General features: G+C 70.6%; 10 protein-coding genes and 1 tRNA gene. 1 reads left to right on the forward strand and 10 read right to left on the reverse strand.

Translation table 11 applies throughout. The features are described from left to right. Window positions 1-179: 179 nt before the first annotated feature. Window positions 180-383: a cold-shock protein gene (locus ACFYYB_RS00525; protein ID WP_053678014.1), complete on the reverse strand. Its 204-nt coding sequence runs from the start codon at window positions 381-383 to the stop codon at window positions 180-182. A gap of 339 nt (window positions 384-722) precedes the next feature. On the opposite strand from ACFYYB_RS00525, the gene ACFYYB_RS00530 reads away from it, so the two are divergent. Continuing rightward, a tRNA-Met gene (locus ACFYYB_RS00530) sits at window positions 723-796 on the forward strand. A gap of 59 nt (window positions 797-855) precedes the next feature. On the opposite strand, the gene ACFYYB_RS00535 is transcribed toward ACFYYB_RS00530, so the two are convergent. From ACFYYB_RS00535 to ACFYYB_RS00575, 9 genes are all read right to left on the reverse strand, one after another. Further along, a complete protein-coding gene (locus tag ACFYYB_RS00535; protein ID WP_389432321.1) occupies window positions 856-1,620 on the reverse strand; it encodes an SDR family NAD(P)-dependent oxidoreductase in 765 nt (254 codons plus the stop codon). A gap of 66 nt (window positions 1,621-1,686) precedes the next feature. Continuing rightward, complete coding sequence (locus tag ACFYYB_RS00540) at window positions 1,687-3,066, reverse strand: MFS transporter (protein ID WP_389432323.1); 1,380 nt, start codon at window positions 3,064-3,066, stop codon at window positions 1,687-1,689. Window positions 3,067-3,156: 90 nt separating this feature from the next. Continuing rightward, a complete protein-coding gene (locus ACFYYB_RS00545; protein WP_327302469.1) occupies window positions 3,157-3,741 on the reverse strand; it encodes a TetR family transcriptional regulator C-terminal domain-containing protein in 585 nt (194 codons plus the stop codon). 54 nt (window positions 3,742-3,795) lie between these two features. Further along, window positions 3,796-4,095, reverse strand: a complete 300-nt coding sequence (locus ACFYYB_RS00550; RefSeq protein WP_389432324.1) for a hypothetical protein — start codon at window positions 4,093-4,095, stop codon at window positions 3,796-3,798. 253 nt (window positions 4,096-4,348) lie between these two features. Beyond that, complete coding sequence (locus tag ACFYYB_RS00555) at window positions 4,349-6,028, reverse strand: glycoside hydrolase family 13 protein (RefSeq protein ID WP_389432325.1); 1,680 nt, start codon at window positions 6,026-6,028, stop codon at window positions 4,349-4,351. Between the two features lie 160 nt (window positions 6,029-6,188). Beyond that, window positions 6,189-9,125, reverse strand: a complete 2,937-nt coding sequence (locus tag ACFYYB_RS00560) for a carbohydrate-binding protein (protein ID WP_389432326.1) — start codon at window positions 9,123-9,125, stop codon at window positions 6,189-6,191. 167 nt (window positions 9,126-9,292) lie between these two features. Then, complete coding sequence (locus ACFYYB_RS00565; RefSeq protein WP_389432328.1) at window positions 9,293-10,183, reverse strand: carbohydrate ABC transporter permease; 891 nt, start codon at window positions 10,181-10,183, stop codon at window positions 9,293-9,295. A 13-nt stretch (window positions 10,184-10,196) separates the two neighbouring features. Continuing rightward, window positions 10,197-11,180 carry a carbohydrate ABC transporter permease gene (locus tag ACFYYB_RS00570; protein WP_389432329.1) on the reverse strand — a complete coding sequence of 328 codons (984 nt, stop codon included), beginning with the start codon at window positions 11,178-11,180 and terminating at the stop codon, window positions 10,197-10,199. Window position 11,181: 1 nt separating this feature from the next. Next, window positions 11,182-12,540, reverse strand: a complete 1,359-nt coding sequence (locus ACFYYB_RS00575; protein ID WP_389432331.1) for an ABC transporter substrate-binding protein — start codon at window positions 12,538-12,540, stop codon at window positions 11,182-11,184. Window positions 12,541-12,641: the final 101 nt, after the last annotated feature.

Genomic DNA, 12,641 nt, shown 5'->3' on the forward strand with positions numbered 1-12,641 from the left:
CGCCGCATGCGGGGTGGGGAGCCGAGGAGCGTGTCCATCGGCCGAACGGTGGGGCGCTGGGACGGGGTTTCCCCGTCGCGCCGCTCACGCGGGCCGAGCCGGCCCGCAGATCCAAAAACGCAACGAGCTGGGGCCCGCACCCAAGGTGCGGGCCCCAGCTACGCGGTTACGCGTGAACGTCAGGCGGTGACGATGTTCTCGGCGGTCGGGCCCTTCTGGCCCTGCGCGATGTCAAAGCTGACCTTCTGGCCTTCCTGAAGCTCACGGAAGCCCTGCGAGGCGATGTTCGAGTAGTGGGCGAACACGTCAGGACCGCCACCCTCCTGCTCGATGAAGCCGAAGCCCTTTTCCGCGTTGAACCACTTCACGGTGCCATTAGCCATGTTTTTTACTCCTTCGGGGCACAGCCCAGAGATACGCACTGTGCGAATCTCAAGTCGCCGATGATTGCCCAGCCCGGAAAACGCCGGAAAAACAAGAACACTCGTCTCTGCTCCTCCGAGGAGGAGTGGGTATGAGGTGCTCGAAATTTTGGGAACCACAACTGCAACTCAAACCACAGTAGCACGGTGCGGTCGGCCCGGCGGGGAAATAAAATCCACCACTTCCGCTCCCGCTGAAATTCTCACTCGGCCGTGTTCGTTTTTCCGTCCCGGCGGACCTGGATTTTCGGTGGTGGTCGGAGGCCGGTCCGGGATCCCGTACAGTGATGTTCACAACGACGCGGGGTGGAGCAGCTCGGTAGCTCGCTGGGCTCATAACCCAGAGGTCGCAGGTTCAAATCCTGTCCCCGCTACGAAAGGTTTCGGCCTCCTTGACGCCCAGGCGTCAAGGGGGCCGAAGTCGTTTCCGGGGTCAGGCGGCCACTCCGCCGTCGATCACCAGGTCGGTGCCGACCACCGAGCCCGCGTCCGGCGAGGCCAGGTAGAGCACGGCCGCCGCGACCTCGGCGGTGGAGGACACCCGGCCCACCGGCGATTCGTCCTTCATCCTCTTCGCACGCTCGGCGTCCCCCTCCCCCGGGCGCAGGGACATCGTGGTGGCGGTCGCGCCGGGGCTGACCGCGTTGATGCGGACACCGTCCGCGATGTGGTCGAGGGCCGCGGCCCGGGTCAGGGCGGAGACGGCCGCCTTGGTCGTGAGGTAGCCGGCGGCTCCCGGGATGCGGGTGTGCGCGCCGAGGTTCGAGGAGATGTTGACGATCGCCCCGCCGCCGGGCTGCTCGCGCATCGCGGCGACCTCGGCCTGAAGGCTGAGCAGGACGCCGGTGACGTTGATGTCCAGCATGCCGCGCCAGTCCTCCTCCGCCAGGTCCGCGACGGGGCCGCCGCCCCGGAAGACGCCCGCGTTGTTGACGGCGACGTCGAGGCTGCCGAAGTGTTCGACGGTGCTGCGCACCAGGGCTCGTACGTCCTCGGAGCGGGTCACGTCCGCGGTCACCGCGACCGCCTTGCCCCCCTCCTTCTCGATCAGCTCGACCGTCTCGTCGAGCGGCGCCGCGGTGCGGCCGGCCACGACGATCGCGGCTCCCTCGGCGGCGAAGGCGAGGGCGACGGCCCGGCCGATGCCGGAACCGGCTCCGGTGACGAGGACGCTCTTGCCGATGAAACGTGCGGACATGGTGGTGATCCCTTACTCGGTTGTCTGTCGGTTGTTCGGTCGTGCGGTTGATCGGTGGTCTGTCGGCTACTTGGTGCGGGTGTGCAGGAAGGCGGCCGCGCCGAAGGCGAGCGCGGTAGCGGCCAGCGAGACCGTGTCGGAGCCCAGGGAGAGCACGGCGGCGAAGACGACCGTCGGGCCGAGCTCCATGGCGGTGTTCATGACCCCGCCGGCGAGTCCCGCCTGGTGCGGCTCCACCCCGTCGGTCGCGAGGACCGCGGCCCCCGCGAAGGCGGCCGCCGTACCGACGGGCAGCAGGATCAGCCCGGGGAGCAGGCCGTAGGCGTACGGGATCTGCGCGGCCAGGCCGGTGAGCGCGAGGAGTCCGAGTCCGGCCGCGGCGACCACGAGGCCGGCGGTGGTGACGCGGGGCGCCCCGTACCGGCCCACGAGGGGACCGGCGACCCGACCGGACACGAGCAGCACCACCGCGAAGGGCAGGAACGCGGCGGAGGTCCGCAGCTCCGACCAGCCGAGTTCCTGCTGGAGGTGGAGGGAGAGGAGGACGAAGGTCACGGTCGTTCCGGCGGCGGTGAGGCCGATGGCCGTGAGAGCGAGGGCCCGGCGGCGGTCGCGGAGGAACGCGAGCGGGAGCAGGGGGTCACGGACCCGGCGCTCGACGAGCGGGAAGGCCAGCAGGAGCACGGCCGCGGTGAGCAGGGTGACCAGGACGCTCGTCGATCCCCAGGACCGGACGTCGGTGAGGACGAAGCCGTAGCTGACGAGGCTGATTCCGGCGGTGGCGAGCAGCGCGCCCGGCAGGTCCAGGGAGCGGCCTTCGCCCGCCGGGGTGGCGGGCAGCAGCCGGGGTGCGAGGAGCAGTGCGGCGACGGCCACCACGACCGGGACGGTGAAGGAGAACCGCCAGCCGGCCAGCGCCGAGATGACTCCGGAGAGCAGGTTGCCCGCGGTGGCGCCGAGCACCGACAGTCCGCCCCACGTGGCCATCGCCCGTCCGAACGCGGCGGGTTCGGGGAAGACCGCCCGTAGTACGGCCATGGCGGCCGGTGCCGTGAGCGCGGCCCCCACCCCCTGGGCGAAGCGGGCGGCGAGCAGGACCCCCGGTCCCTGGGCGAAGGGTGCGGCGAGGGAGGCCACGGCGACGACGAGCAGTCCGGCGGTGAGCACCCGGCGCCCGCCGAACCGGTCGGTGAGGCGGCCCCCGAAGAGCAGGAGGCCGGCGAAACTCAGCCCGTAGGCGGCACTGAGGAGCAGCAAGTCGTCCCGGCCGAGGGCGAGTTCGCGGCCGATCGTGGGCAGCGGCACCACGAGCGAGGTGAGCGCGAAGATCAGCGTCATCTGTACGGTGCCGAGCAGCGCGAAGGCCGGGCCGGGCGCCGGTCGGGATGTCCTTGATCCGGACGCGGTGAGCGTCTGCGTGGTGCGTGCGGTCTGCGTGACGGTCATGACTCCCCCTCGAAATATGAACTGGATCGTACATTCCAGAATGAAGTGTGAAAAGAACCTCCCCGAAGGGAGGCGTTCTCGTGCGTCCGGTCAGTCGAGCAGGCTCAGGGCCTGCTCCGCCGCCGCCCGGACCCGGCCCGGGTCCTGCGAGGCCTTGCCCACGACGCGCATGCCCTGCATCAGCACCAGCAGCATGCTGGCGAGGGTGCGCGGATCGCGGTCCGCGGGCAGTTCGCCCTGGGCCTGGGCCCGGGTGAGCGCCGAGCGCAGCAGGGTCTCGATGTGGTTCCAGCTCGCTTCGACCTTGCGGGCCGCCGCCGGGTCGTGCGCCCCCAGCTCCGCGGCCGTGTTGGTCACGAAGCAGCCGTTCTGCCGCAGGTCACCGACGCTGGACTCGGCGGCGAAGCGGCGTACCACCGTGCGCACGGCCGGCAGCGCGGGTCCCGGCTGGGACAGCTCGCGCAGCAGGTCGGGGTCGAGGTGCTCGCTGTAGCGGTCCAGCGCCTTCAGGTAGAGCTCGCGCTTGTTCCCGAAGGTGGCGTACATGCTGGCTCGCCCGATGCCGAGCGCCTCGACGAGGTCCGCCATCGACGTCGCCTCGTAGCCGCGCCGCCAGAACAGCTCCAGAGCCGACTGCAGCGCGGCGTCCGGATCGAATTCCTTGGTCCTGGCCACATCCCGTACTCTACGGATACTGGAACGGTCAGTCAAGTAATCCGTGCGGTTCGTTCAGATGGTCCGGGTCTCCCCCGCCGGGTGGGCGCTGAGGTCGACCACTTCGACGCAGCGCCGGAGCTTGGCCTGGGCGCGGGGCGAGTCGGCCACGGGGACCACGATCTCGCACACCGCAAGCCCGCCGCCGTCGGCGGCCCTGAAGGACAGCCTCCTGACGGACAGGTTGTTGAGGAGCGCGGAGATGCGGGTGAGGGCGTGGCCGCCGTCCCGGACGGTGACGGTCAGCGTGTGGCAGGCGGTGTCGCCGGTACGCACGGCTTCGTCGACGGCGGGGAGAACATCGCTGCGGGTCATGAGGGGGTGGACTCCTGTCCTGGGGAGGTGCGTGGTCCCGGAAAACAAGAAGACCCCTCGCGGATGCGAGAGGTCTGCGTGCGGGCGGTGGGCTGCTGGGGTGGTCTCAGTTCAGCTCCGGGGCCGGCACGCCGGCGCTAATCTTCTGCTGGCGCATGCGGAAGAGTCTGGCACGCCGCCGCCGACATGTGACATCGCATCTCACGATGCGGATGGCCCGCGCCATGGGGCCCTCCGGGCTCACGGGTGATGCCTACCCGGGCATGCGCAGCCAGACCGTGGTGTCGCGGGGCAGTACGGGCGCGCCGTCCGCGCCGGTGTCGAGCGGGCCGCTGGCGAGCATGACCCGGGCGCCCCCGGGAAGCGGGACCGGGCTCGCGAAGGCGGTCAGGCAGCGGAAGCCGCCGGGGCGCTCGAAGCACAGGGTGTCGGGTCCCGCGTCGACCCACTCCAGCGTCTCGGGCAGCCGGGCCAGTTCGGCGCCGCGCAGGGCGAGGGCCTCGCGGTAGAGGGTGAGCACGGAGTACGGGTCCTCCTGCTGCGCCGCCGCGCTGAGAGCGGCCCACCGCTCGGGCTGGGGCAGCCAGGGAGCGGCCGGTTCGGTCCCGGGGTCGCCGGGCGCCTGGGCGGAGAAGCCGAGGGAGGGGCCGTCGGACTCCCACGGCAGGGGGACGCGGCAGCCGTCGCGGCCGCGGTCCGTGCCGCCGGAGCGGACGAAGGTCGGGTCCTGGAGGACCTCGTCGGGCAGGTCCTGGACCTCGGGCAGGCCGAGTTCGTCGCCCTGGTAGACGTAGACCCCGCCGGGCAGGGCCAGGGACACGAGAGCCGCGGCGCGGCCCCGGCGGCGGCCGAGTGCGGCGTCGCTGGGGTCGAGGAGCCGCTTGTCGCCCATGTCGAAGGAGGTGTCGGCGCGTCCGTAGCGGGTGACGTGGCGGATGGTGTCGTGGTTGGAGAGCACCCAGGTGGGCGGGGCGCCGACCGGTTCGTGCGAGGCGAGCGTGGAGTCGACGACCTTGCGCAGGGCGCCGGAGTCCCAGGGGGCGCACAGGTAGTCGAAGTTGAAGGCGGAGTGCAGTTCGTCGTGGCGCAGGTAGCGGGCGAACTGCGCGGCCTCCGGGAGCCAGACCTCGCCGATGAACACGCGGTCGCCCGGGTAGGTGTCGAGGATCTTGCGCCAGGCGCGGTAGACGGCGTGCACGGCGTCCACGTCCTGGTAGGGCAGGTCGGTGGGGTCGGGGTTCGCGCCGACGTCGGGCAGACCGGGCTTCTTTGCCAGGCCGTGCGCCACGTCGATGCGGAAGCCGTCGACCCCGCGGTCGAGCCAGAACCGCAGGACGTCCTCGAACTCGGCTGCCACGTCGGGGTGTTCCCAGTTCAGGTCGGGCTGTTCGGGGGCGAACATGTGCAGGTACCAGGGGCCCGGGGTGCCGTCGGCCTCGGTGATCCGGGTCCAGGCGGGGCCGCCGAAGTAGGAGTGCCAGTCGTTGGGCGGCAGTTCGCCGTGTGTGCCGCGGCCGGGAAGGAACCAGAAGCGCTCGCGCTCGGGGGATCCGGGGCCGGCGGCGAGGGCCCGGGCGAACCAGGGGTGCCGGTCGGAGCAGTGGTTGGGGACGAGGTCCACGATGACCCGCAGCTCGTGGGCGTGGGCCTCTTCGATGAGCTCCTCGGCCTCGGCGAGCGTGCCGAAGAGGGGGTCGATGTCGCGGTAGTCGGCCACGTCGTAGCCGGCATCGGCCATGGGAGAGACGTACCAGGGGTTGAACCAGAGGGCGTCCACACCGAGTTCCCGCAGGTAGGGCAGCCGGGCGCGGACTCCGGCGATATCGCCCGTGCCGTCGCCGTTCCCGTCGGCGAAGCTGCGTATGTAGATCTGGTAGATCGCCGCGTGCCGCCACCAGGGGGAGGCTGCGGGGTGCGGGGTGCGCTGGGTCACGGGGTCTCCTGGTGGGGTGGGGGCGTACGCGTACACGGGCGCGGGGTGGGGTGAGGCGCCGGGGTGCGGGGCCCGGTCGGGCGGCGGGGTGGCTGGGGTGACCGGGCCCCGGTTCCGGGGAGTGGCGCGGTGGTGAGGTCGTGCGGTCCTGCGGCCGGGGCTACCAGCCCGAGTTGCCGGCTCCGCGGTTGACGGCGAACCCGCCCGCGAGGCTCAGTCCGCCCGATGCGGCGTCGGTGACCGTGACCCCGCTGAAGGTGCCCGAGCCGGCCGCGTTGATCTCGATGCCGTAGCCGCCGGCCTTGGCGATCCGGGTGTTCTTCACGGTCAGGTTCCCGATGTTCTTCTGCCAGGAGACGAGCAGGCCGCTGTAGGTGCTGTCCAGGATGTCGTTGTCCTGGAGGAGCACCGGGGTGGTGATCTCCGAGGTGTCCGCGTACACCCACAGGGCGCCGAGCTTGCTCGCCCAGTTGGGCTCGTAGCCGCCGGCCCGGTCGATGGTGTTGCGCTGCACGGTCGCCGGTCCGCTGAAGGGGATGCCGAAGCGGGTGCTGACCGCGATTCCGGCGGCGCCGGTGACGGTGTCGGACACCAGGTTGTCCTCGATCCGGTTTCCGCCGCCGCCGTAGATCGCGGCTCCGTTGGCGAGCAGCGGGAGCTGGACGGTGTTGAAGCGGAGCACGCAGTCGGTGACGGCCTGGGCCTCCGACCACATCGCGAGGGCGTCGTCGCCGGTGTTGCGGATGCTGCTCTGGGAGACCTCGCTGCCCGAGGTGCCCTTGTGCAGGTTGACCCCGTCGGCGTAGGTGTCCCGGATGCGCAGGCCGGTGGCGAGCAGGCCGCGGGTCGGTGCGTCGATCCAGAGGCCGACCTTGCTGTGCTGGATCCAGAGGTTCTGCAGGGTGGAGCCGGAGCCGAAGTCCCCCTCTACGGCGGCGTCGCTGTTGGCGTCGTCGCGGTGATCGGACTCTCCGGTGACCGCCAGGTCCTGCACGGTGCTGGTGCCACCGCGGCCGAAGAGCCCGCCCTTGCCGTTCTTGCCGCGCAGGGTGGTGTGCCATTCGCCCGCGCCGCGCAGGACGGCTCCGGTGAGGTTGACGGATCCCGAGATGTCGTAGGTGCCGGCGGGCAGCCACAGGCCCTTGCCCTGGGCGGTGGCGGTGGACAGTGCGCCGTTCAGGGCGCCGGTGTCGTCACCGCCGTCGTTCGCGGTGACGCCGAGGGTGGTGGCGGAGACGAATCCGGTGGCGGGCATGGTGGCGGCCGCCGGGGCGGTTTCGGTCTCGACGAGATCGATGGCGTAGGAGGCGGCGGTGTCACCGGCGTCCTTCTGGAACTTCAGCACGGTGCCGGCGGGGAACTCGCCCGTGAGGGTGCGGGTCTCGTCGAAGAAGCGGTGGGCGTCGCCCTGGGAGGGGTCGTTGCCGTAGGGGTAGGCGCCGTAGACCCAGCTGTACTTGGAGGTGAGGGCGAGGTCCTTGGTGTGGGCGCCGTTGGCGTAGAGGCTGAGGGTGGCGCTGTTCCCCGTGCCGGCCGCGTTGTCCGGGATCGAGTAGCGGACGGTCACGGCGTTGGCGGCCTTGGCCAGGGTGAACTGGACGTACTCCCCCGTCTGGTCGAGTACGACGGCCCGCCGGCCCGAGGCCTCGGAGGCCAGGGTCTTGTAGGCACGGTCCGGGCCCGTGACGGAGGCGTTGGTCGCGCCGGCCTCGGCCTCGTAGGCGGTGTACGGGAGGCTCGCGCCGCGGGTGGCGTTCGGAGTGGAGCCGGTGACCTCGATGCCGTCGAGCTGGAGGTCGCCGCTGTCCCCGGCCTCCGTGCGCAGGGTGAGGGTGTTGAGCTGGGCGCGCAGGGGCGCGTCGGTGGTGAAGGAGGCCCAGGCTCCCGAGGTGGCGGGGAGGGTGAGTCGGCGTACGGGGGCTCCGTTGGTCGTCAGGGTGACGGTCGCGGGGTTGGCCCCCGGGGTGCGGTAGCGCACGGCCACCTGCCGGGTGGCGGCGGTGGGCGCGGAGACGGAGAAGACGGCGCGGGCACCGGTGGCGGTGAAGCCCGTCAGGTAGCCGGCTCCGCTGAAGCCGGCGACGGCGGAGGCGGTCACGGGGCCGCCCGAGGCGAAGGCGGTCTCGGCCTCGTGGCTGAGGGAGCCGGGCGGCGGGTCGGTGGGCGTGGTCGTCGGGCCGGTGGGGGTGATGGCGTCGAGGTTCACGTTGCCGGAGTCGGCGGTGGTGAAGGTCAGCGCGACCGTGTTGGCACCGTTGGCCAGCGGCAGCGGCTCTTGGCGGACGGCCCAGGTGTCCCAGTTCGCGGTGGCCGGGAGGGAGATCTGGCGGACCTTGACCCCGTTCGCGTAGAGGCTCAGCGTCTGGGGCGAGCCCGTGCCGTTGGCGTACCGGATCGCTACCGAACCCGTACCGGCCACGGCCGACTGCACCGCGAAGGAGACCGAAGCGGCCCCCTTGTTGCCGTCCGTGAAACCACCCGCGTAGCCGGTCCCGGTGTAACCGGAATGCTCCGACTCGACGCGGGCACCGCCCGACAGGGCGGCGGATTCCGCCTCCAGGCCGGTCGAGGGGGTGGTGGGGCCGGCTTCGGCCGGGGCGACGTGGTCGAGGTTCACGTTGCCGGAGTCGGCGGTGGTGAAGGTCAGCGCGACCGTGTTGGCGCCCTTGGCCAGCGGCAGCGGCTCCTGGCGGACGGCCCAGGTGTCCCAGTTCGCGGTGGCCGGGAGGGAGATCTGACGGACCTTGACCCCGTTCGCGTAGAGGCTCAACGTCTGCGGCGAGCCCGTGCCGTTGGCGTACCGGATCGCTACCGAACCCGTACCGGCCGCGGCCGACCGCACCGCGAAGGAGACCGAAGCGGCCCCCTTGTTGCCGTCCGTGAAACCACCCGCGTAGCCGGTCCCGGTGTAACCGGAATGCTCCGACTCGACGCGGGCACCGCCCGACAGGGCGGCGGATTCCGCCTCCAGGGTGACGGCGGCGGCGTACGACCCGGTGGCGAGGGTGCCGGTGAGGCCGGTGGTGGCCAAGGCGGTGAGGAGGAGGGGGGAGATGAGGCGTGCGCCTCTGGTGCGGATTCCTCGGGAAGAAGACACGGCGGCGTGTCCTTTCTGAAGGCGCGCCCCGCGCGCGGGGGCGGGAGGGCGCGGTGGGGGCCGCCGCGGCGGTCCGTCGCTGCGGCGGTGTCGAGGAGAGGTGTGGGGAGGGGGGTGTGGTGGGGCGGGGTGAAGCGGGGTGTGGTGGGTCGGGGTGACGCGGCCGGTCAGCCCTTGAGGCTTCCCGCCGTGAGGCCGGAGATGATGTGCCGCTGGAAGAGGAGGAAGAGGACCAGCAGCGGGAGGCTCGCCATGACCATGCCGGCGAGGAGCTGGTTGGCCGGCATGAACTCCGCCAGGCGGTTGAGTGCGACGGTGAGCGGCTGCTTCGTCTCGTCCGGCAGGACGAGCATCGGCCAGAGGAAGTCCTTCCAGACACCGACGACCGCGAAGATGGACACCACCGCGAGCACCGGGCGGGACAGCGGGAGGATCACCGAGACGAGGATCCGTACCGTGCCCGCGCCGTCTATCCGGGCGGCGTCGAGCAGTTCCGTGGGGATCTGATCGAAGAACCGCTTGAGGATGAAGACGTTGAAGGCGTTCGCCGCGGCCGGCAGCCAGATGGCGAACGGCGTGTTGATCAGGTTCACGTGGACGAGGGGAACGTCCACGACGGTGAGGTACACGGGTACGAGCAGTGCGGAGACCGGCAGCATCAGGGTGGCCAGCATCATCGCGAGCACCGCGTTGCCCAGCACCGGACGGAGCTTGGACAGGGCGTACGCGGCGCAGACGTCGATGACGAGTTGGAAGAGCAGGGCTCCGAAGGCGAGCAGGACGGTGTTGAGGAAGTAGCCGGCGAGTCCCGTGTTGGTCCAGGCCTCGGTGTAGCTCTCGGGATGCCAGCTGCTCGGGAGCAGGGTCGGATGGGGCTCGGCCAGCTCCGCGGAGCTCTTCAGGGCGCCGGTGGTCATCCAGTAGAGCGGGAAGACGAAGGCCAGGGTGAAGCCGGTCAGGGTCGCGCCCAGGACGAAGCGGTGCAGGAACCGGCCCACGGGCCGGGTGAGTTCGGCGGGCGCGATGAGCGTGCGGGAGCGGGGTTCGGCGGCGGCCATGGCGGTCCTCCTTTCAGTCCTTGGTCCGGGTCAGCCGCAGGTAGAGGCCGGCGAAGAGGCCCAGGACGACGAAGAGCAGGGTGCTCATGGCACTGGCCAGGCCGAAGTCGTTGTAGACGAAGGCGTAGCGGTAGAGCAGCAGCAGGATCGTGACGGTGGCGTCGTCGGGGCCGCCGCCGGTGAGGACGAAGGGTTCGACGAACACCTGCATCGTGCCGATGACTTGAAGCAGCAGGGTGATCAGGAGGATGAACCTGACCTGCGGGATCGTGACGTGCCACAGGCGCCGGCGGATGGAGGCGCCGTCGAGTTCGGCCGCCTCGTAGAGCTCCCCGGGGATGCCGCCGAGGGCCGCCAGGTAAATGAGCGTCGTGGTGCCCATGTTGGCCCAGGTGGAGACGAGGACCAGGGAGATCATCGCGAGGTGTTCCGACTCCAGCCACTGCTGGGCGGGCAGGTGCAGGACGCCGAGCACGTTGTTGAAGAGGCCGGGGCCGGGATCGTAGAACCAGCGCCACAGCAGCATGGTGACGATGGGCGGGAGCATCACCGGGAGGTAGACGGTGAGCCGCAGGTACGACTGGCCGCGGCGCAGTTCGTTCAGGACGACGGCCGTGACGAACGGGGCGGCGAAGCCGAAGACGAGTGCCAGGAGCGTGAAGTAGCCGGTGTTGCGCCAGGCGGTGGCGAAGAGCGGATCGGCGAAGAGGCGGCGGAAGTTGTCCAGGCCGACCCACTCGGCCGGCTGGGCGAAGGTCACCTGCTGGAAGCCCAGGAGGACGCCGCGGACGATCGGGTACCAGGCGAAGAGGGCGAAGCAGATCAGCGCGGCGGAGAGGAAGAGGTAGGCGACGAGGTTCTCCCGCAGCCGGCGGGCCCGGCCGGCGGCCGGCACCCGGCTCGCGGCCGGGGTCTCGCCCTCGGCTCCGGTCCGCCGGAGGTCCCGGAGGCGGCGTGCGCGCCGGCCCGGGGCCGCGGGGGTGGGGAGTGCGGACATGTCACTTCACCGTGGCGAGGATGGTGTCGGTGCGGGCGGCGGCTTGCTTGAGCAGGGTGTCGATGTCCGCGTCCTCCTTGGTCAGGACGGACTGCATGACACCGTCCAGGACGGTGTAGATCTGCTGCGCGTTCGGCGGCTCGACCTTGACCTCGACCTGGGGGCTGCGGTCGACGAACGGCTTGTAGTTCGCCTGCGGCACGTTGGCGTGCGCGATGTGGATGGCGTCGATCTTCTGCTGGGCGGCGCCGCCGAAGAGGTTGGGCTGGGGCAGGCCGATCGGGACGCCGAGGCCGGAGAACTTGGTGACGTTCTCCTCCTCCCGGTCGGGGTTGAGGTACTTCCACTGGACCCACTGCAGGCCGGCCTTGATCTTCTCGGGTGTGGCCTTGGGGTTGAACATGAACCCGTCGCCGCCGCCGAGGGTGGCCGTGCCGGGGAGGGCCGCGAGGCCGAACTCCTCGTACTTGCGCTCGAACTGCTTGACGATGGTGGGGATGTTGTCGGGTCCGGCCATGTACATCCCGAGCTTGCCGGAGCCCATCATCTTCTGGACGTCGCCGATCTCCAGGAGCTGGCGGGTGCCCATGCTCTTGTCGGTCCAGCGCATGTCGTGCAGGGTTTGGAGCGCCTTGCGGCCCGCGTCGCTGTCGAAGGCGGCCTTCCACTTGCCGTTCTCCTCGGTCGCCACCTCGCCGCCCATGGAGTACAGCCAGGACGTCAGGTGCCAGCCGCCCTGGTTGTTCTTGCTGTAGTCGGCGTAGCCCACGGTGTCCTCGCCGAGCTCGCTGATCTTCTTCGCGGCGGCCCGGACCTCTTCCCAGGTGGTCGGGGGCTTGTCGGGGTCGAGTCCGGCCTTGCGGAAGAGCTCGCGGTTGTAGACGAGTCCCATGGAGTAGTTGCCGGTGGGCAGCCCGTAGGTCTTGCCCTCCTTGTCCTTGAACACCTTCTGGAGCTCGGGGCGTATGTCGGACAGGTACGGGACGTCGGCGAGGTAGGGGGTGATGTCGGCGCCCTGCTTGCGCTGGATGAGCCCGGCCGGGTCGGTGAAGTAGACGTAGTAGACGTCTTCGAGCTGGCCCCCGGCGAGTTTGGCCGCGAAGGTCTTGGGATCCATCTGGCCCTCGCGGGCATCGATCTTGATCTTCGGGTGCGCCGCCTCGAACTGCTTCACCAGCTCCTCGAAGTCCTTGCGGTCGTCGGCCTGCGTCTTGGCCGGCATGCCGTTGACCGTGATCGTCACCACCCCGCCGGCCTTGTCGCCGGCCGGAGCGGGTGTGCCGCCGCAGGCGGTGAGGCCGAGGCTCGCCACGAGGGCGGTGGAGAGGAACAGGGCACGACGTCTGGTGATGCCATCCATGGGAACAGGCCTTCCGGGCGGGTCGGGCTTCGATGGCGTGACAGTAGAAGCCGTGAACGCAAGAAGTCAATAATGTTACGCAAGACATTACGCATAGAGAT

The organism is Streptomyces sp. NPDC002886 (assembly GCF_042888445.1).
In the GTDB taxonomy this organism is placed as follows: Bacteria; Actinomycetota; Actinomycetes; order Streptomycetales; family Streptomycetaceae; genus Streptomyces.